The organism is Paenibacillus sp. WG02 (assembly GCF_055396115.1).
Genome location: NZ_AP036016.1, coordinates 6,848,746 through 6,874,521 on the forward strand (window position 1 = coordinate 6,848,746; position 25,776 = coordinate 6,874,521).

Consider the following 25,776-nt stretch of genomic DNA (forward strand, 5'->3'; position numbering starts at 1 on the left):
ATTTATCTCTCAAATTTCCCTTTTATTGTTGGGCAGGCGTCTCTGCTAACGCGTTTTTATCCCCAACTGTAATTGGTACTTCCATGCGCTTGCCGTCTCGAATAAGTCCCAAAGTAACCTTGTCGCCAACTTTCGATGCCTGAACCTTAGTAATCAATTCCTGCGAATTTTTCACCTTGGTTCCGTTAATATCTACAATGACATCGTATTGACGCAGACCCGCTTGGAAAGCAGGGCTTTTACGTTGAACGCTGCCAACTAATGCCCCATCTGTGTTCGAAAGCTTCAATTCACTTACCCAGTCTTTACCGATATCTTGTAGACCTACACCTAAGTAAGGAACGGGTTCTTTAGGAATTTGAACATTATTTTTAAGATTTTCAAGAACCGAAGAAATGGTGCTAGTAGGAATGGCGAAACCAATTCCTTGCGCTTGAGAACTAACGGCCGTATTAATACCAATAACTTCACCATTCAAGTTCAGTAAAGGTCCGCCGGAGTTACCAGGGTTAATGGATGCGTCCGTTTGCAGTAAGTGCTTATACTCGCGAGTTCCTTTCGCATCTGGAATGCTGATAGGACGCTCCTTCGCACTAAGCACACCTACAGTAACCGTGTGGTCGAATCCGTATGGATTACCGATAGCAACAACCCAATCCCCTACATTCACATCTTCAGCTTTACCAAGCGGGAGGATTGGAAACTCTTTATCGCCTTCGATTTTGAGGACAGCCAAATCCAAATCGTAGCTGTTACCTAACAATTTAGCTTTAAATGGCTTATCATAACCTTCAACCGTAACTTGAATTTCATCAGCGCCGTCCACAACGTGCTCATTGGTTAAAATATATCCGGTTTTTTCGAAAATAAACCCTGTTCCCATACCTGCTGGCTGCAGTTCGCCGCTTCCAGAGTTATTCTGATTACTCTTAGGCGCTGTGTTGCCGCCGCCATTATCTCCAAAGAATTGACGGAAGAACGGATCATCAAAGAGGGAGTTGCCGCCACGGCTTGTTTGCTTCGGCTTCACGAGAGACTCAACCTTAACAATTGCAGGTCCAGCATTCTGTGCAATAGCTGAGATGTTTCCCGGGCGAACAACATCAAGCCCGACATTTTTCACTTCGCCTCCGTTACTGCTTCCGCTCTTCGTTGCAGCTGCTGTGGAGCTGCCCGAAGCTAGAGGCTGATTGCCAGTAAACAAATTCATTTTATCAGCGCTGAACATAAGTGCACCTACGACCAAGGCGCCTGCCATGAAAGCCGCGAAAATGCTTTTCACAGATGAACGCTTTTTTGCGTTCGGATCCCAGGGTCCCGAGCCTTGCGGAGCGCCTGCTTCCGGTCCAAAACTGAAAGGACGTAAGTTCTTAGGAGGAGTAACTTCAACACTGGAAGTTCCTTCAGTACCCGACGCAGAAGTTGTTAGCGAATGTCCTTCGTTTTCTTCGTTAAAAGCCGACTTGTAAGGGCCATACGAATAATAGTAGGACGGTCTTGCTTTGTTAGGATCTTGTGGATCTTGTGGGTCTTGCGGGTCTTGATGATTAGTATCATTTCGATTTACGCCATCGTTGTTATTGCTATTGTTGTTCTGCGACTTAAAGAAGTCGCTATAATCTTTCTTGTTGTCTTCCATAGTTCTTACCTCCATTTGATTAATAAAGTTATAAGTGCATGTTCTTGAAGGGTTATGTCTTGTTCTCTGTAGTTCTATCATGCACCTACAACCTTAAACGAATATTAAAAAACAATAAAATGGAGGTAAAAAAAGGGCTAATTCACTGTATCCAAGCTTGTTCCACTTTGTGGAGCAACCCAGCTGCTTCTTTCACCCATTTATCTTCGATTTTGGCATCAGGATCAAGCGGAGTTTGGAATTGATCGATCATTGCGCCATAGGTTTCTGCTTCCGCATCCTGGCTAAGTCCTTCATTATACACATGCTTCAGCACGAAAGGAGTTCCCATTTCGACGATCGCATCCGTTGATTCGGAATCGCCATCAATCCTTCCTGTGATAACTTGAAAAGGTATACGCAGCCAAACTAGATGCTCTTCATCTAAGTAGTGGTCGAAATAGCCATGATCGTAATCCCAATTGCCGCCCAAAGCAAAATCGAATTCATGCAGGTGCTCACGGACACTGTCGAAAGATTCTTGAACCTGCTCCAAAGATGATGATAAAGTTTTCATTCAGACACTCCTTAAGCGCTCATATTATTTTACTTACGCATAGAATGTGTCAAAATCTAGTTTTTATGTGTGTTTCGTTCCTTATTGTCAAACCAAGCCTTTGCGGTGTGCGTAGATAGCAAGCTGAGTCCGATCCTCTAATTCACACTTCATTAGGAGGTTGCTGACGTGTGTTTTGACCGTTTTGATACTAATAAAAAGCTCTTCTGAAATGTCCTTATTACTCTTTCCCTCTGCAATCAAAAGCAATACTTCTCTCTCGCGCGAAGTCAACCCTTCTTCCTCAGGCACACTATTACGCTGTCTAATCCCTCTTGTAAGTGCCAAGGACACTTCTGAATTCATAACCGGCATACCGCGGTAAGCGCTCATAATCGCATGAATCAATTGGTCGGATGAAACTGTCTTCAGCATATAACTGATGGCACCCGATTCGACAGCTTCGAGAACCTTCGCTTCCTCCAAGAAGCTGGTCAGCATAATTACTTTGATCTGTGGAAATTTTCCGCATATCAACTTGGTGGCACCAATTCCATCCAGCACCGGCATGGTCAGATCCATCAAAATAACATCCGGCAAAAGATGAGAGAGTTCCTGATTTAACTTATCGAACGCATCCTGGCCATTGCTTGCTTCCCCTACAACTTCCAATCCGGGTTCCAACGAGATGTAGGTTCGAAGCCCAACCCGTACCATATCGTGATCATCGACGATCATCACTTTAATGTTACTGTTCATTTGTTTCTCCCTCTCTTTCCTTCATTAGCAAGCTCGACTGTCCCGTAAACCGCGGAATGCGTACTCTAACTCGTGTTCCTGATCCTAATTTGCTGTCTATCTCTACTTCGCCACCAAGCTTTTGCGCTCGCTCTCTCATTGTCGATAAACCATGTGAAGCCGATGGAATGTCTCTTCGTTCAAAGCCTTGACCGTCATCCTGCAGCTGAAGTACATACTGATGCTCTCTTTCATATATAGCTAGGCGAACTTGTTTGGCAGAAGCATGCTTAACTACGTTCGCAAGACCTTCTTGTATAATGAGGAAAAATTGATGTTCAATCGCTTCAGATATCGATTCATGCAGTGAAACATCAAGCTTGCCCTGCAGCTCATGGTTTCGGCAATATTCCGGAAACCATTTCTCCAGGGCTTCTTGTAAGCTCATATCTCCCAATTCGATGGGTCTTAATTGCGAAATGAGTCCGCGCATCTGCTTCTGGGCATGGTGAGACATTTGAATAAGCTGATTCATGACGCCTGGTGCAGCATCTGGGTTTCTCTCCAGAATCTTGGGTAAAGAGGATGCTGACATATGAATGGCGAACAGTTCTTGACTAACGGTATCGTGCAAATCCCGCGCGAGTCTGCGTCTTTCCTCAAGCACAGCATTTTCCGTGAGCTCCTGATCCCGAATGGCCTCGGCCTCACCCAATTTTTGCAGCAGCTGAATACGCTCTTCAACGGCAGAGGCCATGTTATTAAAAGCATCATACAAATACAAGAATGGTTCTACGGGTTCCATTTCAATCCGACTGGAGAAATTCCCTTTGGACAATTCGAGCATGGCTACATGAAGTTCATCAACTTTGCGCTGCCATCTTTTGGTCGCAACATAACCCACCGTTAGACAGACCAAGAGAATGGCTATGAGGAACCACATGCGGAACTGCCATGAAATAAGCTCATCCTTATAATATTCAAGCACAATATAGATGCTAGATACCGTGAGTAAACTCGAGATCAGAAAGTAATTCAGCAGCTGCCACTTCATATTGAACATTCGCAATTTGTACATGCTCCATCCTTACCCTATCTTTTTAATTGTAATGTCACCAATAAACATACTCGTAGTTACAATAATTTTTCGTTCAGCCTCTTCATATTGCGAGGTCTGAGTTCTCACGCTGCGCAGAAACCCGCTCTCCCGCCGATCAAGCACTTTCATATCTCCGATAAAAGAACTTGCCATTACGCGAACTTCAACATCAATATCATTAGGAATGAATATTTTCACATCACCAATAAATGCTGTAACATGAATCGTTGTTTCTCCCAAGGGAATGGCTGCACGAGTAAGATCTATGACGGAATCACCAATGAAATGTGAGATCTGAATCGGCTTTAGTTCCCAAGCTTCTTGTCCCAGATGCACATCTCCGATAAATCCATGCCGATGAAGTACATCACCAGAGTCGAAGTTACGTACGAAATCATCGTATTTATGCCCATGATGGTTAAAAGCATGCGTTTGCGGTTGTCCCGGTGGCTGAGGTGGTTTACTTAGATCGGGTACCCCCGGTGCTTCAGGCACATCCCACAAATGTTTATCATGAAACTCGCCATGAATATCCTTGAGTACGGCTTTCTCCTCGTCACTGAGTTCATGCTTTGCTTCATTAAAAGTAGATTTACTGTTATGCTCCTTATCCTTTGTAGGCGATGGCGCTCCATCACTCCACTTGGGTTGATCCCATGGATTTCTGTATTTTTCATGCTGCAATCTTCTAGCTTCACGTCTTGCCTGCTTTGCTTGCTCTTTCGCTTCTTTAATAGAGGGCCAATCCGGTGACTCTTTCTTGCTAGGCTTAAAAATCACATTCAAACCAAACAGAATTAAGGCAATAGGTCCCAAAATTTGAAACATCTCTCCAAGCGATCGATCGGTCAGCTTTAAATTTTTGAGGAGAAAGATCGTTCCAATACAGCAAACGAGTAAGCTCCAAATAGAACCTCCCCAATGGTACTTACGCTGCCAAACAAAACCAACTAGACCGTAGAATATAAGAATGACAGGCCAATAAGTGGAAAACATATAAGCAAGATCAATATCAATAACCCCTAATTGGTTAAGTAAAAAAAGGACACCTGCCGTTACGAGGACAAGCCCCCAAATTATTCTTTGAAACATATGCGGATTCATACTTTCTTCCTCCATTTGAGTACAACGTCGTTAAGATACTTCTAGTTTATAAGATACAGCCCTGAATGAAAAGAGACGAGAGATTGAAGGCTACCTCAGTCTAGAGACTGAGTTTTTAGCAGAATCAGATGAATAACTAACATCAAAATAATAAAAACGAACAATAACCCTTTGATGTTATGTATTCTTACGCATTTCGTTGACATGCTTATCATCAGAACCGTATAATTGGTGCAAAGAATTCCTCAAACATAAGGAGAGATCAGTTTATGGATGCAATCCAACAGCTTTCTAGCGGCCTAGATACCATATGGGTGGTTCTGACAGCTGCCATGATTCTATTGATGGAAGGCGGCTTCGCTTTATTGGAGGCAGGCTTCGTCAGACAAAAAAATGCCGTAAGTATCATTATGAAAGTGTTTGTTGATATCTCTTTTGGAGCACTTATTTTTTACTTATTCGGTTTCGCCCTTATGTATGGGAAAGATGTTTCCGGACTATTTGGAACTACCGGCTTTTTCATGGGAGGAGATTTAACACATATCGTTTTAACTATCTCACATGAAACTTATTGGCTATTCCAGTGCGCCTTTGTTATCGCTGTGATCTCGATCGTTTCTGGGGCTGTAGCCGAACGCATCAATTTTCGTGCTTACATTCTGTACACCATCGCAATGACTGGTTTAATTTATCCGATTGCTGGCCACTGGATTTGGGCCGTTAATGGATGGCTCGGCAAATTAGGCATGGTTGATTTCGCAGGTTCCGCTGTCATTCACGCACTTGGCGGCTTCTCTGCTCTTGCCGCAGCGATGATCATTGGTCCACGGATTGGCAAATTTTCCGCTAACGGCACGGCTAATATTGTACCACCGTCTAATTTGCCTCTTGCTTCGGTAGGCGCATTTATTCTTTGGTTCGGTTGGTTTGGCTTTAACTCAGGAAGCACGCTAAGTGCCACCAATACTTCGATCGGCCACATTGCCGTAACCACCATGCTCGCAGCAGCAGCGGGCAGCGCAACTTGCATTCTATTCACCATGATGCGTTACCGCAAAGCCGATCCCCCCATGGTTATCAACGGCGCCCTTGCTGGGCTCGTTGGCATTACCGCAGGCTGTGCATTCGTTAGTGACGCTGCGGCCATTTTCATCGGAGCCGTATGCGGGATCGCCATGGTTTATGCAACAGAAATGCTTGAAGCTAGACGGATTGATGATCCCGTCGGCGCTTTTCCCGTTCATGGTATTAGCGGCAGCATCGGGACTCTCGCTGTAGGTTTATTCGCTCAGCCTGACGCCATTCGAGAAGGCACTGCTGGATTATTCTATGGCGGGGGCTTCAGCCTTCTAGGTGTTCAAGCGTTAGGGCTTGTTACCATTTGTATATGGGGATTCGTTATAACATGGGGTTGCATGAAGCTAATTCAACTTATTGTTCCACTGCGAGTTAGTAGAGATGAAGAATTAGTTGGATTAGACGTCGGTATCCACGGTGTTCCAGCCTATAGCCAAGAGGATGGATTCCTGGACTTAGAACATCTAAAGAAAGGCCAATAAACAAAAAACCTTCCTAATGGAAGGTTTTTTATTATTTGTATTAAGAAAGCAGCTCTTCAATCTCATCCGGTACGGAGATCACATCGCCTGGTTTGGATTCATTCATAATTTGTCTTGCATGGGCAATTTCAGCTCGAAGCTTCCTAACTTGCTCCATAGGTTTCTTCACATAGTGGATATACTCGACAGCAAGATGATGGTCAGGTTTCTTACCAGAAAACATGCGGCGCAACGATGACATCGTCTGATAAGCGCGCTCTTCTTTCATTCTTTTGATTTCGTAGCGCTCTACTACCTGCTCAATATCCAGGACCTGCTGTTCCTTGCGGACAATGTAAGCTTCCAAGAAAGGAAGTACCTCTGCAGCTTTCCTTGGTGTTCTTTGAGGTTTTCCGTCCAATCGCAAAGCATTCAGCATGATCACTCACCTATCTCCCCGTGTCAAGATTTATAACAGTAATCTTATTTTACACCAAAATAAGCGATTTGAGAACCTTTATTTCAATATTAAATCGATTCCTATAACACCAACAGGGGTTCCCGTGTCATCTATTATCGCTTTTGACATCGTGATGCATGGTTTTTTAGTAATAGCTGACACGTATTCCGGAGAAACGAAGAGTTCTCCCCCCATCGCACGCTTCCACCACTCTCTGCCCTTAGCATTAACTAGACCTGCCTCAGGCATTGAATAAATGAAGGTTCCATCTGCGCGGTTAGACCAAATTGCTTCAATTCCGGCCGTTTTCTGTAAGATAGTGCCTAAATGGGAAGCATGCTTAACATCAAGCAATGAAGTTATGTCAGGTATTACCACAAGTGAGCTAAGTAGTTGCTTCATTTCTTGGATATTTACATGAATCGTACCTTCTTTATTTTGCATCCCTACGGCTTGAATCGCTTGTATCAATTCCTTAGAGGAACGATCAAGATTTTGGTTGATAAGCTGCAGCATCGATACTTCATGGCGCTGCTTTTTCATTTGATCCAAGGTCATCTCCACACTAGACATCGTCTCATTCATCAAATCAACCACTTGGGCGAGTGATGTTCTTGTGCCTGAAACAAGCGAGGACTGATGCTGGGTAGAGCTAGTTGTACTCGATACAAGATTATTGACATTTATAATCAACCCGAAGATGGTATCGATCTTGTCTTTAATTATTTTCATCTCAGCGATCCCATGAGCGACAGATGCTTTTTCTTCAGCAACCGCTGTCACAACTTGGGAAACTCCGCTCTCGATGGATGCCAATAGCTCGGAAGATTTCGTAACCGCTTCATGACTTTGTGTAGCAAGCTTCTTTATTTCCTGAGCGACCACAGAAAAGCCTCGTCCATGCTCACCCGCCCTGGCCGCTTCAATGGATGCATTAAGCGCGAGCAGCGAGGTTTGAGAAACTACTTCAGCAACGAAGGTATTGATTTCTTCAATCTTTGAAGTATGTCCTGTCAAATCCTGAATCTTCTTCTGCATCGTATCATTATTCATATGTAGATCATTCATGACTTCATCCGTGGCATTCAGTGACCGGCAAACATCAACCACTGTATCTTTGGTTTGTTCACTCTCTTGATGCATATGTAAGGATGAGTCTAGAATTTGGTCTGCAGCAGCCGCTACCTGCTGAATCGCAGCGAATGCTTCCTGCAGCTGTCCGACAGCATGATTACTTCGAATCTTCAGATCCTCTTCTCCTTGGATTGAAGCATCAGCTATGTGCAGCAAATGTCCGATCGAGCGATTGACTTCCTCAACTGCAGCTGCCAATCTGTCCGCAACAACCTGAGATTCTTGTATAAACGTTCGGAATTGTTCGTGTTGGCCATTATTATCTTGGCTATTTGATGACTTTGTTGATCTCGTGCGAAGCCAAGTAAGAATACCTATAAACAAAAAAACAGCCAAACTTGCAGCCGTAAACCATCGAGAAGAAGTCATTAACGCGAGTACACTTACCGTAATACCAATGAGAATAAGAGCATTCAACCAAGCTTTGTGTTTCATTTCTGCGCGCATAAGCAATTGGAACTCCTCCCAAAAGGAACCTAAATGTTAGTTTTTGTTACATTATAACGAAAAGAGGAGATGTTGAAAAGAAATAAAAAAACAGAGACCTTTTCAGATCTCTGTTCTTCCATCACTTTTTAGCTTATTGATCTTGCCTTATTTATTTTGGTTTTGTGTATTCGTTTGTTGCTGTTTGCTCGGTACAGATGTTTCCGCAGCAAACTCTACGTCTTGAGCTGTTTTAGAGCTCAAATTGTTATTCTTGTTGTTCTTGTTCTTAGCCATGTTCAAATCACCTCCTGTAAACATAGGATTTCCCAAACAGGAGATTTTATGATGGAAATGTTCGGTTAGTGATGAGCTCGCGTTAAAGCGCTTTGGTTGGTGCGATGATCTCATCCTTTAGTTGATTCCAGATGAGTTCGGTCACTTTCCCATTTCCCTCTTTGACGATAAATACTTTAACCGTCTTCTTGCCCCATTCTTTATAAACCTGATCCTTTGTATCGAAATAAAGATCAATCTTCTTTCCTTTAATTGCACTGCCTGTATCAGCAACAACCCCATAGCCATAACCGGGAATAAACAAGACAGTTCCAAGCGGAAAAACGTTCGTGTCTGCTGCGATCGTTGATAAAGCTTTATCATCCCGCCTTACTTTAATACCTGAATATGTGATCCCATACTCAGGATGATCCGGATTTTTCCCTGTTGATTCCTTACCTGCAAAATAACCGGTGGCTGTCACTTCGACTGCCTTGAGCTTGGACAAATCTGAGTCTAACTTCGGAACATAACGATAGTTGATTTGTTGTAGGTTTTCTTGCGCAACCGGCTGTGAAACTGGTGCCGTTTTGGCCGGAATAACCGTTTGCTGCTGATCTTTTATATGGGTGACGGTATTTGCCGTCATGTAGCTTTGGTTGCTTTTGCCCGTCGTCTCTTGTCCGAAAAGTGCCATCAGAACAACGATGATCGACGCACTAAACCATTTAGACTGAGTCAAAAAATTGGTTAACATTACTATTATTTAATACCTCCCCTACTATTGCAGGTTGTCCAATACCTACCACCTTTAAACCTCCGGATGCAGACTCACTGTTTAAGGTGTCCAATTCACACTCCCCTATACATACCCAATTAACTGAATTTGAAAACACAAAAAAGCAGAGAAGATTATCTTCTCTGCTTCATTTATAAATTATGCGCTTAAAGTTTCTTGCTTATTTCCTCATTAATCATGCCAATCACTTGGTCAATCGGATGGGTACCTAGATCCCCTTGACCACGTTTTCGAATAGATAAGCTTTCGCTCTTCACTTCGTTTTCACCGACGACTAGCATATAAGGAATCTTTTCCAGCTGCGCTTCTCTGATCTTATAACCCAGCTTCTCGTTGCGATTATCAGCTTCAACCCGAATACCGGCTTCGCGCAGACGCTCAGTCACATGATTCGAGAATTCTTCGAATGCTGGAGATACTGGGATAACTTTGGCTTGGACAGGCATTAACCAAGTTGGCAGCGCACCAGCGAAATTCTCAAGCAAGAAGGCAGTCATGCGCTCCATAGTACTGATAATCCCTCTGTGAATAACGACTGGGCGATGTTTTTGACCATCTTCACCTGTGTATTCAAGCTGGAACCGTTCTGGCAGCAAGAAATCAATTTGTGCTGTTGAAAGTGTTTCTTCTTTCTTGAGCGCTGTTTTGATTTGAACGTCAAGTTTAGGACCATAGAAAGCAGCTTCACCTTCAGCCTCATAGAAAGGAAGTCCTAGCTCTTCAACAACCTCACGCAGCATGCGTTGGGAAGTTTCCCACATTTGATCATCTTGGAAATACTTTTCTGTATCCTTAGGATCCCGATAGGAAAGACGGAAACGGTATTCTGTAATTCCGAAATCTGCATAAACCTGACGAATCAGGTTCACAACGCGGGAGAATTCTTCTTTAATTTGATCCAAACGACAGAAAATATGAGCGTCATTCAGTGTCATGGCACGAACACGGTGTAGACCTGTTAAAGCTCCTGACATTTCATAACGGTGCATAGTGCCAAGCTCAGCAATCCGAACCGGCAGATCGCGGTAGCTGCGCATATCGCTTTTATATACCATCATGTGATGTGGACAGTTCATTGGACGTAGGACAAGCTCTTCGTTGTCCATCACCATTTTGGGGAACATATCCTCATTGTAATGATCCCAGTGACCCGATGTTTTGTACAACTCAACATTAGCCAGTACAGGAGTGTAGACGTGTTGGTAACCCAAACGCTCTTCTAAGTCGACGATATAGCGTTCCATTGTACGTCTCAATTTAGCGCCATTCGGCAACCAAAGCGGTAATCCTTGCCCAACCTCACGTGAAAAAGCAAACATTTTAAGCTCTCTGCCCAGCTTACGGTGATCACGTTTCTTCGCTTCTTCCAACAGATGCAAATGCTCATCCAGCTGCGCTTTCTTAGGGAAAGCTGTGCCGTAAATGCGTTGCAGCATTTTGTTCTTTGCATCCCCACGCCAGTAAGCACCAGCAACGCTCAATAATTTGAACGCTTTGATTCGGCCTGTTGATGGAAGATGCGGTCCGCGGCATAAATCAAAGAATTCACCTTGGTCATAAATGGTTAGTACTGAATCTTCCGGTAGATCACGAATCAATTCCAGCTTAAACGGATCTTCCATTTCAGTGAAAATGCGAATCGCTTCCTCACGAGAAACAACGCGGCGAGTAATCGCCAGGTTCTCACCGGAAATACGTTCCATTTCCTTCTCGATTTTTACCAAATCCTCAGGATTAAGCGGTGTATCCAAATCGATATCATAGTAAAATCCGTCTTCAATAACAGGTCCAATCCCTAATTTAACAGCTTTGTCACCATAAATACGTTTAATGGCCTGAGCCATCAAATGCGCTGTGCTGTGACGATACATCTCTAATCCTGCTTCAGAATCGAGCGTAAGAATTTCAACGTCAGCATCATTTTCCAAAGCGAATGACAGATCGACCGATTTCCCGTTTACTTTACCGCCAATGGCATTTTTCTTCAATCCGGATGAAATGGATTCCGCCACTTGTTCAATGGTCGTTCCAACTGCATACTCTCTAACTGCGCCATCTGGTAATTTTACTTGAACAACCATCTTCGTTCCTCCTCTGAGCTTATCCTTAGGATAGCTATCTGTACTCTTATTTTTGAACGCAAAAAAGCACACTGCATCCCAAAAGGGACGAGTGCGCTCAGCTCGTGGTTCCACCCTAGTTCGATTCGCTGCATACCCACACGGGTAAGGCGAATCCTCATCAGCATTCGGTAACGGGAATGATTCCGGTATTGTATACTAACGATCCTGCAAATCAGGTCGAATTCCACAATACGGCTACAAAGGGGTAAACGATCTGAATAGCTGAAGGAGATTGCAGCCTAGTCTCCTCTCTCTGAGCAGTTCTTGCAGAAAGTTCATGTCTTTGATATTAACGCCTTCGATCACTATTATAATTGCCTCTTCACTTAAGGTCAAGGGGACAGTTGATCTTGCTTCTTGGCTTCACCCAAGAAGATGTCACAAGTCCGACAATAGGAGCAGACCGTTGTTCGATCTTCAAATATTTGTCTAATCGTCTTGATGATCGTTAATTCGGGATCTCGTGTATGGATGTAGATATTTGCCGGAGATACCGTAATGAGTGTGCTAACAATCATATCCTCGAAATTAATATCTTTCTCAAGCACTTCTAGCTTAAAGGTTGTATCGAATTCATTCGCGTCTATGAGTTCAAGCTGATCATTCAGAATGACAAACTCATGCCCGCCTTTATGTATAAGATGAGCAACGGGTATTTTGGCTTCCTGAATATAAACAAAGTACTGCAGTAGAGAAATAAACTCCTGATACTGGCGATCCATCATAAATTCATCAATGGCATACTCAGCTATTTCTCGCAGCTCCTCGGTGTAATCCTGTAAACGGAATGTAAGAAAGCCATCCAAGCTTAGCCGAGGGGTTTCCTCCAGAGACTGCACGAGCTGCTCCGTTAACATTTGTTTGCGGCGAAGTTTTGCTGAGCTGCCATTCAAAATAGGCAATTCATCAATGACCGTCTCCACACACATGGATTGCTTACAATACCCTTCAATTGCTTCCAAATCGTCTATGGCATCATATTTAAATTCTTTAACGATCAAATCACGCAAAATAGGCAACTCTTTCTCTGCGATGATGTGATCAGCCAAAACGCTAGCTAGTCCCTCCCTTACTTCCTTGTGAATGGAAGATATATCTCTATCCTTCATCCTCACTTCTATTCGAATGTAAGCATGTGTATCGTGTAAATCAAAAGGGGCTGTTACTCCACTTTCAGCGATATGTAAAAGCTGCAGCTCACGTTCTATCTGAGCGCTTAGCGAACGTACATAGGCCTCATCGGCATTCATTACAACAATGGCAAACAGTTCCATAGACTAACTCCTTTCATCAATCGTCCTCCTCCTAAGAGTATATGGTCGATAGGAATCAGATATACAACGAACAATTTGCCATTTCCATTCATTAATTTTTTGTCAATTCTTTCGTTCATATATTCCAATCTCGCAGATATTTTATTTCAATCATGATGTTAAAATGGTCCACTCTACTTTTTCCTAAAAGAAAAAGCCTCCAAGTTGGAGGCTTTTTTGTAGGTATTATCCTAAGTATGATTCAAAAATACTTTTGATAAGTAAGAACGGAAGTGCACCAATAGAGACAAAAGCATAAAAAAATCCTTGAAGAAAATTTTTGAATAGTTTCACAAGAATCATCTCCTATCGTTTTTGTCTAATTTGTGAACTACTTCAATTGTACTCCTTTTTCAGAAAAAAACATGAAAATAACATTAATTTTTTCATAACTTGTTCAATTAAAATTTGAAATAAAAAAGAGAGCAGCCGCAAGCTGCTCTCCAACTTTTATTCGTTAGTTTTGCATCACGAAATCCTTATCAATAACGAGCGACTCGTCATCAAATACACGCAATGTTTGGTATTTCGTATTCCGCTGTGCTGGAATTTTGCCAGCTTCGCGGATGATTCGCAGTGTGGAGTTAACGTTGACCTTGTGCGTTGTGCCCGCCGCGGAAACCACGTTCTCCTCAATCATCGTACTTCCAAAGTCGTTGCAGCCGTAGCTGAGCGTTTGCTTGCCCACTTCAGGTCCCATCGTCACCCACGAGGATTGGAAGTTAGGAATGTTATCCAACATAATTCGGCTAATGGCCAGCGTCTTCAAATACTCCTCAGGCGTGACTTTCTCTGCCTTCATGTTCGTATTATCCGGTTGGAATGTCCACGGAATAAAAGCTAGGAAGCCTGGTGTATTGAGCTTCTGGAACAGAACATCATCTTGCGCATCACGGATACGCAGCATATGAAGCGCGCGCTCTTCCATGGATTCGCCAAAACCGATAACCATGGTACCTGTTGTATGCATACCAATTTTGTGAGCGGTTTGCATAACGTCCATCCAATCGCGCCATGAACCTTTTAGCTTACTAATTTTGCGTCTAGTGCGATCATCCAGAATTTCAGCACCGCCGCCTGGCAAGGAATCAAGTCCCGCTTCATGCAATTGACGAACGACTTCCTCTAAAGATAAACCGTCTGAAACATCTTTCATTTTCATAATTTCGGCTGGCGAGAAAGAATGCATCGTAATGTCAAAACGTTTCTTAATTTCTTTAAGGATATTCGTGTAATAGCTGAATGGAAGATTCGGATTCGTGCCGCCCTGCATAAGGATTTCGGTGCCATCAACATCCAGAGTCTCTTGGATCTTCTGGAAAATGGTTTCATCCGGCAATACGTAACCTTCTGATGAACCGGGTGGACGGTAAAACGCACAAAATCTGCAATAAACGTCACAAATATTCGTATAGTTAATATTCCGTCCAATGACGAATGTCGTTATGGGATCGGGATGCCATTTCTTCATAATCTGATTGGCGGTGTCGCCAATCTTCTCTATTTGATCGGACTCGAAAAGCGTAATACATTCTTCTATATCAATTCGTCCGCCTGACTGTGCTTTATTTAAAATACGATCAATCGGTTTCAAAGCTACTCACTCCTTTACTTTCTGAAGGCTTGTATCCACTCATCGTACCATATTCATGCCAAAAAAGCAGCAATATGCTGCTTTTACCAAGGCGTATTCCATTTCAAATATGACTATTTTTCGAATTCATGGAGGTCTAACCGCGAAGGGCTTGTTCCAAATCTTCAATAATGTCTTCGATATCTTCAAGACCTACCGAATATCGCACAAGACCATCCGTAATGCCGCGCAGTAAGCGAACTTCCTTCGGCATCGAGGCATGCGACATCATAGCTGGATAGGACAGGATGCTCTCCACTGCGCCCAAGCTTACCGCAACGAGTGGAATACGTACTTTGCTTAATAGCTTTTTCGCTTTCTCGCCGGAACCAACATCGAACGAAACAACGGCTCCATAGCCTAGAGACTGTTTTTCATGAACGTCTCTACCAGGATGGTTCGGAAGTCCCGGGTAATAAACAACATCAATATCAGGCTGCTCTGAAAGCCACTGCGCCAATCTACGGGCGCTTGTTTCGGACATTTCCATACGAGCTCGCAAGGTTTTCATACCACGGATCAACAGCCAAGAATCTTGAATGCCTAGTACGTTCCCCATGCCATTTTGGATTTGTTTCATTCTGCGACCTAGACTGTCGTTTGCGACCACAGCCAGCCCAGCAAGAACGTCACTGTGTCCGCCAAGGAACTTCGTTGCACTATGCAGCACAATATCTATACCCAGCTCGATTGGACGCTGATGGTAAGGTGTCATGAACGTATTATCCAGCATCGTAAGCAATTCGTGTTCTTTAGCAAAAGCCGCTACTTCGGCGATGTCTGTTATCCGGAGTGTCGGATTCGAAGGTGTCTCGATAAATACGGCTCTTGTGTTAGATCGCAGTGCTGCACGTACTTGGGCGATATCGGTCATATCAACGAATGTCGACTCAACCCCCATACGATTCATAATTGTTGTGAGCAAGCGATAGGTACCACCATACACATCTTCGGTACAAATAACATGATCACCCTGCGATAACAGCATGAAGGCTGATGAAATAGCTGCCATACCCGAAGCGAAAGCAAATCCGCGCGTACCGCCTTCGAGTAATGCAATGTAGTCTTCCAAAGCTTGGCGCGTTGGATTGCCTGAACGCGTATAGTCATATTCGGGCGAGACCTCTAAGTCCGCTTGATGAAAAGTCGAAGCTTGGTACAGAGGCACGCTGGATGCCCCTGTCGCTTCATCGATCTCACCACCGAAATGAATGAGCTTCGTTGCGAATTTGCCATGCGGCTTACGTTTATCATCTTGTGGATGGCTCATGATAACGAATCTCCTTCCAATTCGGCCTGCGCCTTGCTGAGGGCGTTCGATAGATCCGCAATCAGATCATCAATATGCTCGATGCCAACAGAGAAGCGTAAAAGACGGTCATCTACACCGATCTGCTGACGAATTTCGAGTGGAATATCCGCGTGGGTTTGTACAGCCGGATAGGTCATTAGCGATTCAACCCCTCCTAAGCTTTCTGCGAAAGCAATAAGCTCTATGTGACGAAGAATCGGTTCAATCAGTCTTGCATCCGTTACTTTAAAGGAGAAAATGCCCGTGTTCCCACTCGACTGCTTATTTTGAATCGCATAACCAGGGTGCGTTTCAAGCGCCGGGTAGTAAACTTCACCGATCAGCGGGTGTTCCAATAAGAACTTCGCAATGGCCGTTGCATTCTGCTCATGACGCTCCATGCGAAGTGCGAGCGTCTTCATTCCCCTCATAAGGAGCCAGCTTGTCTTGCGGTCCAAGCACAGCACCAATGGAGTTGTGCAAGAAAGCCATCTGCTCCGAAAGCTCTTTGCCCTTGGTCACGATGAGACCAGCGAGCACGTCATTATGACCGCCGAGGTACTTGGTTGCGCTATGAATGACGATATCAGCACCAAGTTCAATTGGGCGTTGAAGATACGGCGTTAATAACGTGTTATCGACAATTGAAACGATGCCTTTCTTACGAGCCCAAGTACACACAAGCTCAAGGTCTGTAATCATCATCAGCGGATTCGTTGGTGTCTCAATGACAAGCCCTTTGGTATTCGGCTGATAAGCCGCTTCCAATCCGTCTAAATCATTCGTGTCTACATAAGTAGCGGTCACACCAAAGCGCGACATGATTTTCTCAAGCAGACGGTACGTACCGCCATATAGATCCAAGGAAACAATCAGATGATCTCCTTGGCTGAAATAAGCGAAAATGGTTTGCAGCGCAGCCATTCCTGAGGAACAAGCAAAGCCCGCATCTCCTGACTCCAACTGAGCAATAGCATCCTCGAGCACCTTGCGAGTCGGGCTTTTGGTACGTGCATAGTCAAATCCTGTACTTTGCCCAAGCTTCGGATGACGGAACGCAGTAGCTTGGTAGACTGGGAAGCTGACAGCTCCAGTAACGGGTTCTTGAATAGAGCCAATTTGGGCGAGACGACTTTCGATTTTCAACAAAGGGAGTTCCTCCTCAGGGTATGGGTTCTGATTACAATTGCGAGCTTGCCAAGCTTTCGTTGATATTAGCGTTCAATTCAAATGGTGTTTCTTGATAGACATAGTAATTCAACCAATTAGAGAACAGGAGATTCGCATGCGCTCTCCAAGTATTATAAGGCTGTCTACTCGGGTCGTTATTCGGATAATAATTTTTGGGGATATCAATCGAAAGCCCTTTACTCACATCCCGATCGTACTCCCATTTCAATGAACAAGCATCATATTCGGAATGTCCTGTTACGAAAATATGCTTCCCATCTCGCGTTGCAGCGATATAAACACCGGATTCTTCAGATTCCGATAAAATCTCCAAATCTGGACATTGTTCAATGTCTTCACGACGAATATCCGTATGACGAGATTGCGGTACATAAAATACTTCATCAAAGCCGCGCAGCAGCTTAGTATTCGGTACCTGAACGGTATGAGGAAATACACCGAACATCTTGTTATCGAGCGCAAACTTTCGCACACCAAAATGATGATATAAGCCTGCTTGTGCTGCCCAGCAAATATGCAAGGTAGAAGTGACGTTGTTCTTACTCCAATTCAGGATTTGCGTCAATTCCTCCCAGTAATTCACATCTTCAAATTCCATCTGTTCCACAGGAGCACCCGTGATAATCATACCATCCAGCTTTTCATCTTTAATATCGTCAAATGTTTTATAAAACATTTCCAAATGCTCGACGGAAGTGTTCTTAGAAGTATGAGTTTTAGGATGCAGAAGCACGAATTCCACCTGCAATGGCGTATTCCCGATTAAGCGCAGCAGCTGCGTCTCCGTCGTTTCTTTGGTTGGCATCAAATTCAATAAAGCAATCCGAAGTGGACGTATATCCTGGTGATACGCGACAGATTCGTCCATGGTGAAGATATTCTCTTGGTTTAAAATTTCTTTGGCAGGCAGGTTGTCAGGAATCTTGATCGGCATCCTGTTCACTCCTCTTCATAAGTTTTATTTTGGAAAATAAATGCAAAAATGACCTTCTCTGGAATCAGAGAAAGGCCATGGAAAATCAAAGTCAATGTCCTTCTCTTATCTCCCAGATTCGCTGTAATCAGCGTTTCCGCAAGAATTAGCACCGTGCTCCCCTTTGCTTGCAAAGGTTTGTCGGTTGCCGGGTGTCATAGGGCTAGTCCCTCCACCTACTCTTGATAAGAAAATGTAACGTATGCGATTAAAATTATCATACTATAAATTCACCCAAAGTCAAGGCATGAAACGCTTCTCAAAAGAAATTCGGGCAAAGAAATTGCAACAGTTTGTCCCCTTATGATACCATTGATACAAAATGTATCAAACAAATATGTTTAAACACGATTAAAAACGGGTTATATGATATTAAATCGTTCATATATATAACAACACTCTGTGGATAAAATCATTTTTCATGAAAAGAGGTCATTTATGTCAACCCAAACGATCGATAGCTTCTCCGCTTTTGCTTCATTAAATCGCTTTTTCACCCTGATTGAAACCACAAAACCAACGATTCAACAAGCAGAGGATGCTGCTGCCCTGTTATGCCGTATCTATGGTGCTAACAGTGAAGAAGAACTGCTGCAGCGCGGTGATCCTGAATTAATTGAAATTTACAAAGAAATTAAAAACAAAATTTTGAAAGCCGCCATGTAATCATGGTGGCTATTTTTTTGACACCGACTGAGCGTTATTTCCATACGTTATCTAAACAACAATTTACCCAGTTTCTGCAAACTTTTATAGCTTGAAACGTGATATATGAAGGGTTATACTAGACAAGTATTCGACACGGACGAAAAAGGAGGGCATACGTTTGGACGGAGAACCGAGGAGTAGAACCTGCAAGGATCTTAAACAATTTAATAGTGTAGGAATGCAGTCGGTTATTCCTTCATTCGGAGCCTTGCTCTAAAATGATGAACTAACCGACTGATTCCATTCAAAGGGGTGGATCAGATGAAAACACGGTGGGTTCAGAATGGCATTTTTACGTTGGTTGATGACGTGACTGTCGCCCTTACACCTCCAGAAAGAGGCTTTTATTGGATTGATGCAGGGGTAGAGGACTTAGAGATCCTTCAACCTTTGTTCCATCTTCATGATTTGGCCGTGGAGGATTGCTTAAGCGAAGAAGAACAACGTCCCAAAATTGAGTTCTACGATTCCCATTATTTTATCGTTATTAATAGTATTCGATTTGATGATGAGGAAATTTTTCTTCGCGCACTTAATCTATTTCTAAGCAAACATGTCATTATTACAGTTACTAGGCAAAAAATAAATGAACTTCGGGCTTTGAAACCTTTCCTTTGGGAAGAGGAAGTAAATAGCGCCGATCGTTTCCTATACCATCTGGTCGATCTTGTCGTCGATAATTATGTGGCGGTCGGCGACCGTATCGAGGCCAAGATTGAAAAGCTGGAAGAAGATATCCTGGTGGCAACCAAAAAGTCACATTTGAATGAAATTATCGGGCTTCGTTCAGAGATTCTATGGCTCAAAAAAGTGCTTGTTCCTCAGCGTGATGTCATTGGAACACTTGGCAAGAAAGAGCTTAGACTGATTGACCATCAGCTGCAAAAATATTTCGGAGACATTTATGAAAATGCCGTAAAGATCGTGGATACCTTTGATACGCTGCGCGATCTCATGGGCAACTTACGAGAAGCCTATCAGTCTAGCGTCGCTAACCGAGCGAATGAGATCATGCGCGTTTTTACCGCACTCACGACCATCTTCATGCCATTGACATTCATAACAGGCGTATTCGGAATGAATTTCGATAACATTCTCGGGCTTCGTGTCCCTCATGGCGATGAAATTGTATTGGCGTTCATGGCCGCATTGGGCATAGGCATGTATGTCTTATTTCGTAAAAAAGAATGGCTGTAAATCCATTTTCAACGTGGAAAGAGTGAGGGCTTCTTGGAGCAGAATGCTGCTATCAAGGAGCCCTTTTTGCTTATTTAAATCAGCTTCAATTTAACAAACTTACGTTTCCCCACTTGAATAATATCCCCATCCTTTGGGGTTATTTGTTCATGAATTTGCATAATCTTCTGTTCATTGATCTTCACTGCCCCTTGTTCCACACTGCGTCTTGCTTCTCCGTTGGAAGTCTGGAGTTCTAATAAGACGAGAAGCTTAATGATGGAGATTTGGCCATCTTCCAACTGGCTGATGCTTAGAGTCATTTCTTCAATGTCTTCGGGCAAAGCTCGCTTTTGGAACACAGTAATGAAATGCTGCTCTGCTTCTTCTGCCGCCTGCGCACCATGATACATTTGTACATATTCCTTAGCCAGCTTCATCTTGGCATCTCTCGGATGGATGGCACCTGTTTCTAACCCTCGTTTGAGATCATCCAGAGAATCATTCGAGATGGATGTTGTTAATTCGTAGTACTTGGTCATAAGCGAATCCGGAATCGACATCGTTTTGCCGAAAATTTCGTTAGGAAGCTCATCGATGCCAATGTAATTTCGCAAGCTTTTGCTCATTTTTTGAACACCGTCCAAGCCTTCGAGCAGCGGCATTAGAATCGCCACTTGTCCATCTTTAATCTCATAAGCACTTTGGAGCGTTCGGCCCATCAAAATATTGAAGGTTTGATCCGTTCCGCCTAGCTCAATGTCACTTTCTAGAGAAACTGAGTCATAGCCCTGCATTAAAGGGTAGAAAAACTCATGAACATGAATCGGCTGATTAGCCGCGTACCTTTTGGCAAAATCGTCCCGCTCCAGCATTCGGGCAACAGTTACTTTACCTGCCAGCCTCAGCACATCATCGAATTTAAGCGCTCCAAGCCAAGATGAGTTGTAGTAAAAGGTGGTCTTGGATAAATCTAATATTTTGGATAATTGCGTCTGATACGTTTGCGCATTGTGCTTAACATCGTCCTCTGACAGCTGTTTGCGAGTCTCTGACTTTCCGGTTGGATCCCCGATGCGCCCTGTGAAATCACCAATAATGAGTTGAACCTCATGTCCCAAATCTTGAAATTGACGCAGCTTCTGCAAAACAACGGTGTGACCAATGTGAATATCGGGCGCAGATGGATCTAAGCCGAGCTTCACTTTTAACGGATTTCCGGTAACCACAGCGTGCATGATCTTTTGCTTTAGTGCATCCTCTGGCACAATTTCGGCAGCGCCCCGCCCAATGACAAGCAATTGTCGTTCCACTTCCTGCTGCTGTATTTCGGTAAGCTGATCCCATGTCAACATTGTTTAATCCCTCCTCATCATGATAAAACAAAAAAGACAACCTGCGCGTCCACAAAGGGACGAGAAGGTTGTCTCGCGGTACCACCCTAATTAAAGAGAAGGATTCGCGCTCTCATTCGCAAATTTCTCTTTCACTTAGTTTCATAACGACAAATGAATGCCGGGTAAAAGCTACTGATGCTCTAACGAGCATGTTCCCTTAACCAACTCAGAACTGTAATTCGGAGCCATACTTGCATCGGTTTGCACCCTACACCGACTCTCTGCAGCAGCGGCATTTCTCCTACTTTGGGCATAGCCCATGTTCGTCATCGCTTTCCTTGATATTTAGATTAATGACCATTTAATCATATAATCCTAACCAAAGTCAACACCAACTAGCTCGCTGCTTGAGAAGCAAACCTTTCCTTCTCCCTGCGGAAGCGCAAACGAAGCAAGCGCAGCCACTCATAGGCGCGGTCGAGTTCTTTGCCTTTGAGCTCCTCCGTGCCGATGATGCGCTGCAGCACCGGCTTCAGGTAGCGATCACCTTCCGATTCGAAGGCATTCCAGGCTTTGATTTGTTCTTCTTCCGGGATCGAAGCCAGCTCCGCCTCTACAAGCGGATCCATATCGTATCCCTCACGCTCCAAATCCTCCACCCAAAGCAGCAGTTCCCTGCGCGGCATCGTTAGCACGGCTTGCAAATCCGCCAAGCTTCCTCCGCCGGCAACAACCTCAAGAAGTTTGCGCTTGCTAACCTCGCGGTCAAGCTCAGTACGCAGCTTTTGCTCCTTCTGTGCGTGGAGCCAAGCCTCGAACTTCACTGTGTCTACGCTTTTAGCTACCCAATCTAACGGAAAGCCATTCGAACGTGTATACTCAGCAGTGAGATTGAGCACATCTGCTGCGTACATGGTCGTCTTCTGCTCGCCGAAGCCAGGAATTTGCTGCAGCTCTTCCTTGCTCTGAGGCAGGAAGACGGAGATCATGCGAAGGACACGATTCGTAGCGAGAATATACGGTGCTTTCCCCTCACGAGCAGCTTGTTCGCGCCGCCAAGCGCGGAGCGTTTCGTACACTTCCTCACTTGGATTTTCTTCGCAGTAGTAGGTCAGCATCTGTGTCATTCTAGCTTTGCCTGACAGTCCTTGCGCTGATTCCAAATCTGTACTAACAAGCGGACGGAAACCGGAACGTACTTTATCCCGCAGCCCCTGACGGAAAGCACTCAGCATCTCATCCCAGCTCACCCCTTGATACCACTGATCTTGCTGAATTTTGCCAGCGTTATCAGGCTCATTCCAATAAACATTCCAAATGCCTTGTTCTTCCCCAATCGACACTTGGGCCGATGTAACGCGATGATCCCCCGCTTCTTTCTCCAATGTGTTCAGAAATACAATATTCATGCCTTCTCCTCCAAACGGTAACTAAAAATAGTTCAGAAAAACGAAAAAGCACCCCTTCAGCGTTAGCTGAAAAGGTGCTTCCCTTTTTCTAATATCCAAATCATACCATGTTTGTCAGATGGGCGCAAGATATGTTTTGTTGACGAGCTTTTTTCGGTTATAATGGGGTACATACTAGAAAGTGAATGGAGGGCCCTCATGTCTGATTATGACTTTTTATACGACCATCAGGAAGAAACAACAACGCGTTTCGTTTGTTTTGTTGGCAACGCATTACACCGATTTGATCTTGCAATTATGACTACATCCCGTTATTTCGGCAAGAAGCTTGTTATTGATTTGCAATCCGGACGCAGCGCTGTTATTGGTCCAGATGATCTGGCTGAAGAAGGGTATTTAGAACATGTGTATAAACTGAATGAGGAACAAGCGCAAGAACTTAATGAATTCTTGTCGCAAATTATTGGTTCCATTCATTTCACGGATATTTAAGCTGTCTGCGGGGGAAACTGGAAAAAGCATAGCAACATAAGGAGGCTTTATCCATGATTGACGAATCCCCCCAACTAGCTAAGAAATCAGAAGCAAAAGGCTTCATCCCTGAATACCGCGATGACTTTATTGATCTGGAGACGGTTGAGTCGCAGCGTAATGACTTAATTCCAGAGGAATTCCCAGAGGGTCCTTATGGCACTAGCCTAAATACAGAATCGCTGGGAAAGAGCTCACCCTGGCGCAAGGATCAACGTCCGTCGAATCCATTTTCTTACGAAAATCGCGAGCTGCATGAAGGCATTAAGCGGGACTATCCAGGTGAAGACGATTATCGAAATGAGCTTACAAATGAAGAGTAAGCTCTTATAAAAATAAGCGAGCCAAACGTTGAAATTTCAAATGTTTGGCTCGCTTTTTGTTTATTAGATGTGAGATAGAACCCATCAAGTTGCAAAACGTACAACAATTTTCTTCACTTTAGTGAGTAAAGCTTACCATAGTTGTAGAAAATGCAACATTTTTACCTAAAAAGGGGTTATTTCACTCGATTTAATAGAAATTGTTGTATGGCGTATAACATCTCTTACCTTCTACCCTTTTAGAGGGAGCTATTGTTGTATTTACTACAACAATCTAACATATTTTACTTGAAAAAGGGGAGTGCTGAAATGCAAATGAGTCATCGGGGATTAACCTCCAATGAAGCATTGGCAGGGTCCACAGCAACCGAAACTTCCTGCCCGGCCGGGGCAGGGTTAAAATTCCCTCCATGTATCAGAAAATCTGCTTATTCCCTCTATTTACCCAACAGCTCTAAATGTCTGCCAATGTGATAACGAAGACCTTCTGCGAAGGTCTCTTCTTGCTCAGCTAGCGTCTGGAAGAATTCGTCCGCAAATTGCTTGCTACCATCGGCATTCTTCGCTTGAAGGAGCAAGCCATACGTAATGTGCAGCAGTTGGCGAGCATTGTTGTCTTCCATATAATCCGGCAGACCCGCATCCGTCACATCAGCAAGTGGAGCGATAGCCCCGATGTCTGTCGTAACATGGTAATAAGCAGTTGCTTCTGCAAAATGCTCAAGCGCATACTGATGCATGCGGCGGTACAGGAAAGGATTAACCTTCGCTACGACACGTACCGCTTCGAGCCAGTTCGTTCCTGCTGTTTTGATATGGAACAGGCCGTTCGTGTACTTCCCTATAAGCGGGAATACGCTGAACTTATCGCTGCCGGAATGAATACTCAGCTTGTATTCGAAATGCACGGCAATCGCGGCATGGCTTGCTAACTCACGCTCAAACTGAGCGATGTCGCCGATATAGTCAATGCCCTTCTGGAATTCCCCGCAGAAGCGCGGCGCCATGCTGAAAATCGTAACACCGCGGTCGCGAAGCTCATTAGCTACCAAATAGTGCGCTTCAGGCGATGTCGGCGTAGCCGTTTCATCGATAGAGATTTCAAAATCGACAGCGCGATCAAGCGGCGCGATATATTTACGGAAGATGCCTTCCATGAAATTGATTGCTGCGTCGTAGATTAGCACATCTTTCTTAAGCGCCTGTGACGTATACGCTAACATTGCTCCGGGAACATTAGCTGCTGTCTCTAGGTAACGCTTTTCATAATGATTGCGCAAACTAACTGGCAGCTGTTCATATTTTGCAGCGATTCCTGCTTCCGACATAGATTCAATGGTATTGTCGATATTTTCCGAGCAATCCAGTGTTAACATCGTAAAACCAAGACGCAGCGCGTACTCGATGTCCTCTTCTTTCTTCAAATGGTCGCCGTCTGCGCCATACCCATCCTTATAGCCCTCTTGGAATACAGCATAAGCAGCCGCATCCAAAACATCCTCATAAGTTCGACCTGTTAGCGCGAGCTCACGAATACTTTGCTGCGCTAGGACAGGGCGAATGTCCTTGCCCCGAATCGTTTGAATATGTCCAGGGCTTGCAATCCCAAGTCGATCACCTAAACCCATTGTAGCTACTTGTGTACCAAATGCCTGTGGAACTGTATATGGAATAAATTGGTTAATCGTCAGACGATTTTCGTGTGATAAAGCAGCCACTTTGCCGCCGTCTACGTTATCCCCAATGAGCTGGTCGTAGAGTTCTCCCTCTCCTGCAGCGATAAGCTTCTTTCCTTCTGCTGTTTGCACCATTACAAGGGAAGTATTACCTACCAGCGTGTACGATGATGCATACACTTTCACATCCGGTGAAGAAAATGTAGTTATATTTCCTGATTTTATAGCTTCGATAAGCTGTTTCATTGTGAACATCCTCCCTTGTTATGCAAGCGTTTACTCATTTCTCATAGCTTAATCATATCGCAAGGTACGAAAATTTTCTCATCATCTCTTCTTATTTC

22 protein-coding genes, 1 pseudogene, 1 riboswitch and 1 other annotated feature are annotated in these 25,776 nt (G+C 44.0%); of the genes and pseudogenes, 5 read left to right on the forward strand and 18 right to left on the reverse strand.

Features of this window, described 5'->3' with window-relative positions:
* Positions 1-22 precede the first annotated feature (22 nt).
* The 5 genes from ACBP55_RS30950 to liaF all read right to left on the reverse strand — a co-directional run bounded on the left by ACBP55_RS30950 (position 23) and on the right by liaF (position 5,115).
* The gene (locus ACBP55_RS30950; RefSeq protein WP_464647160.1) at positions 23-1,639 is read right to left on the reverse strand and encodes a S1C family serine protease; all 1,617 of its coding nucleotides are present in this window, start codon (positions 1,637-1,639) and stop codon (positions 23-25) included.
* Positions 1,640-1,781: 142 nt separating this feature from the next.
* Positions 1,782-2,195: a YugN family protein gene (locus ACBP55_RS30955; protein ID WP_173189009.1), complete on the reverse strand. Its 414-nt coding sequence runs from the start codon at positions 2,193-2,195 to the stop codon at positions 1,782-1,784.
* An 87-nt stretch (positions 2,196-2,282) separates the two neighbouring features.
* Positions 2,283-2,933: a response regulator transcription factor gene (locus ACBP55_RS30960; protein ID WP_464647162.1), complete on the reverse strand. Its 651-nt coding sequence runs from the start codon at positions 2,931-2,933 to the stop codon at positions 2,283-2,285.
* The gene (locus ACBP55_RS30965; protein WP_464647163.1) at positions 2,923-3,990 is read right to left on the reverse strand and encodes a HAMP domain-containing sensor histidine kinase; all 1,068 of its coding nucleotides are present in this window, start codon (positions 3,988-3,990) and stop codon (positions 2,923-2,925) included. Before ACBP55_RS30965 ends, ACBP55_RS30960 begins: the two co-directional genes overlap by 11 nt.
* 9 nt (positions 3,991-3,999) lie before the next feature.
* Complete coding sequence (gene liaF / locus ACBP55_RS30970) at positions 4,000-5,115, reverse strand: cell wall-active antibiotics response protein LiaF (RefSeq protein ID WP_464647165.1); 1,116 nt, start codon at positions 5,113-5,115, stop codon at positions 4,000-4,002.
* Between the two features lie 269 nt (positions 5,116-5,384).
* Between liaF and ACBP55_RS30975 the strand changes: the two genes are divergently transcribed.
* The gene (locus tag ACBP55_RS30975; protein ID WP_464647167.1) at positions 5,385-6,674 is read left to right on the forward strand and encodes an ammonium transporter; all 1,290 of its coding nucleotides are present in this window, start codon (positions 5,385-5,387) and stop codon (positions 6,672-6,674) included.
* 40 nt (positions 6,675-6,714) lie between these two features.
* Here the strand turns inward: ACBP55_RS30975 and ACBP55_RS30980 are convergent, their stop codons facing one another.
* From ACBP55_RS30980 to metA, 10 genes and pseudogenes are all read right to left on the reverse strand, one after another.
* Entirely contained in the window at positions 6,715-7,092 is a 378-nt protein-coding gene (locus ACBP55_RS30980; protein WP_171646250.1) for a hypothetical protein, read from the reverse strand.
* Positions 7,093-7,170: 78 nt separating this feature from the next.
* Entirely contained in the window at positions 7,171-8,694 is a 1,524-nt protein-coding gene (locus ACBP55_RS30985; RefSeq protein WP_464653468.1) for a methyl-accepting chemotaxis protein, read from the reverse strand.
* Positions 8,695-8,841: 147 nt separating this feature from the next.
* On the reverse strand, positions 8,842-8,970 hold the full coding sequence (locus tag ACBP55_RS30990) for a hypothetical protein (RefSeq protein WP_268614266.1): 129 nt from the start codon (positions 8,968-8,970) through the stop codon (positions 8,842-8,844).
* Positions 8,971-9,052: 82 nt separating this feature from the next.
* Positions 9,053-9,706: a 3D domain-containing protein gene (locus ACBP55_RS30995; RefSeq protein ID WP_464647169.1), complete on the reverse strand. Its 654-nt coding sequence runs from the start codon at positions 9,704-9,706 to the stop codon at positions 9,053-9,055.
* 188 nt (positions 9,707-9,894) lie between these two features.
* Positions 9,895-11,829: a threonine--tRNA ligase gene (thrS, locus tag ACBP55_RS31000; RefSeq protein WP_464647170.1), complete on the reverse strand. Its 1,935-nt coding sequence runs from the start codon at positions 11,827-11,829 to the stop codon at positions 9,895-9,897.
* A gap of 374 nt (positions 11,830-12,203) precedes the next feature.
* Positions 12,204-13,145, reverse strand: a complete 942-nt coding sequence (locus ACBP55_RS31005) for a putative sporulation protein YtxC (protein WP_464647172.1) — start codon at positions 13,143-13,145, stop codon at positions 12,204-12,206.
* A gap of 496 nt (positions 13,146-13,641) precedes the next feature.
* Positions 13,642-14,778 carry a cyclic dehypoxanthinyl futalosine synthase gene (mqnC, locus tag ACBP55_RS31010; protein WP_464647174.1) on the reverse strand — a complete coding sequence of 379 codons (1,137 nt, stop codon included), beginning with the start codon at positions 14,776-14,778 and terminating at the stop codon, positions 13,642-13,644.
* Between the two features lie 136 nt (positions 14,779-14,914).
* Positions 14,915-16,087: a trans-sulfuration enzyme family protein gene (locus ACBP55_RS31015; protein WP_464647176.1), complete on the reverse strand. Its 1,173-nt coding sequence runs from the start codon at positions 16,085-16,087 to the stop codon at positions 14,915-14,917.
* Positions 16,084-17,254 (reverse strand): annotated as a pseudogene (locus tag ACBP55_RS31020) (aminotransferase class I/II-fold pyridoxal phosphate-dependent enzyme). Before ACBP55_RS31020 ends, ACBP55_RS31015 begins: the two are co-directional and overlap by 4 nt.
* Before the next feature lie 34 nt (positions 17,255-17,288).
* On the reverse strand, positions 17,289-18,233 hold the full coding sequence (gene metA, locus ACBP55_RS31025; protein WP_029194113.1) for a homoserine O-acetyltransferase MetA: 945 nt from the start codon (positions 18,231-18,233) through the stop codon (positions 17,289-17,291).
* A 102-nt stretch (positions 18,234-18,335) separates the two neighbouring features.
* A riboswitch (SAM riboswitch) is annotated at positions 18,336-18,464 on the reverse strand.
* A 246-nt stretch (positions 18,465-18,710) separates the two neighbouring features.
* On the opposite strand from metA, the gene ACBP55_RS31030 reads away from it, so the two are divergent.
* Positions 18,711-18,938, forward strand: a complete 228-nt coding sequence (locus ACBP55_RS31030) for a hypothetical protein (RefSeq protein WP_029194112.1) — start codon at positions 18,711-18,713, stop codon at positions 18,936-18,938.
* A 303-nt stretch (positions 18,939-19,241) separates the two neighbouring features.
* Entirely contained in the window at positions 19,242-20,177 is a 936-nt protein-coding gene (gene corA, locus ACBP55_RS31035) for a magnesium/cobalt transporter CorA (protein ID WP_029194111.1), read from the forward strand.
* A 74-nt stretch (positions 20,178-20,251) separates the two neighbouring features.
* Here the strand turns inward: corA and tyrS are convergent, their stop codons facing one another.
* Together tyrS and ACBP55_RS31045 are read right to left on the reverse strand one after the other, a co-directional pair.
* Positions 20,252-21,508, reverse strand: a complete 1,257-nt coding sequence (tyrS, locus tag ACBP55_RS31040; RefSeq protein ID WP_464653469.1) for a tyrosine--tRNA ligase — start codon at positions 21,506-21,508, stop codon at positions 20,252-20,254.
* Positions 21,509-21,563: 55 nt separating this feature from the next.
* Positions 21,564-21,816 (reverse strand) — a binding site (T-box leader).
* A gap of 72 nt (positions 21,817-21,888) precedes the next feature.
* Positions 21,889-22,902, reverse strand: coding sequence for an HRDC domain-containing protein (locus tag ACBP55_RS31045; RefSeq protein ID WP_464647179.1), 1,014 nt, complete (start codon positions 22,900-22,902; stop codon positions 21,889-21,891).
* Positions 22,903-23,100: 198 nt separating this feature from the next.
* Here ACBP55_RS31045 and ACBP55_RS31050 point away from each other — a divergent pair, with 198 nt between their 5' ends.
* Both ACBP55_RS31050 and ACBP55_RS31055 read left to right on the forward strand, forming a co-directional pair.
* A complete protein-coding gene (locus tag ACBP55_RS31050; RefSeq protein ID WP_029194108.1) occupies positions 23,101-23,394 on the forward strand; it encodes a DUF3055 domain-containing protein in 294 nt (97 codons plus the stop codon).
* Between the two features lie 53 nt (positions 23,395-23,447).
* Positions 23,448-23,756 carry a hypothetical protein gene (locus ACBP55_RS31055; protein ID WP_464647181.1) on the forward strand — a complete coding sequence of 103 codons (309 nt, stop codon included), beginning with the start codon at positions 23,448-23,450 and terminating at the stop codon, positions 23,754-23,756.
* A gap of 437 nt (positions 23,757-24,193) precedes the next feature.
* On the opposite strand, the gene ACBP55_RS31060 is transcribed toward ACBP55_RS31055, so the two are convergent.
* Positions 24,194-25,678: a tagaturonate epimerase family protein gene (locus ACBP55_RS31060; protein WP_464647183.1), complete on the reverse strand. Its 1,485-nt coding sequence runs from the start codon at positions 25,676-25,678 to the stop codon at positions 24,194-24,196.
* Positions 25,679-25,776: the final 98 nt, after the last annotated feature.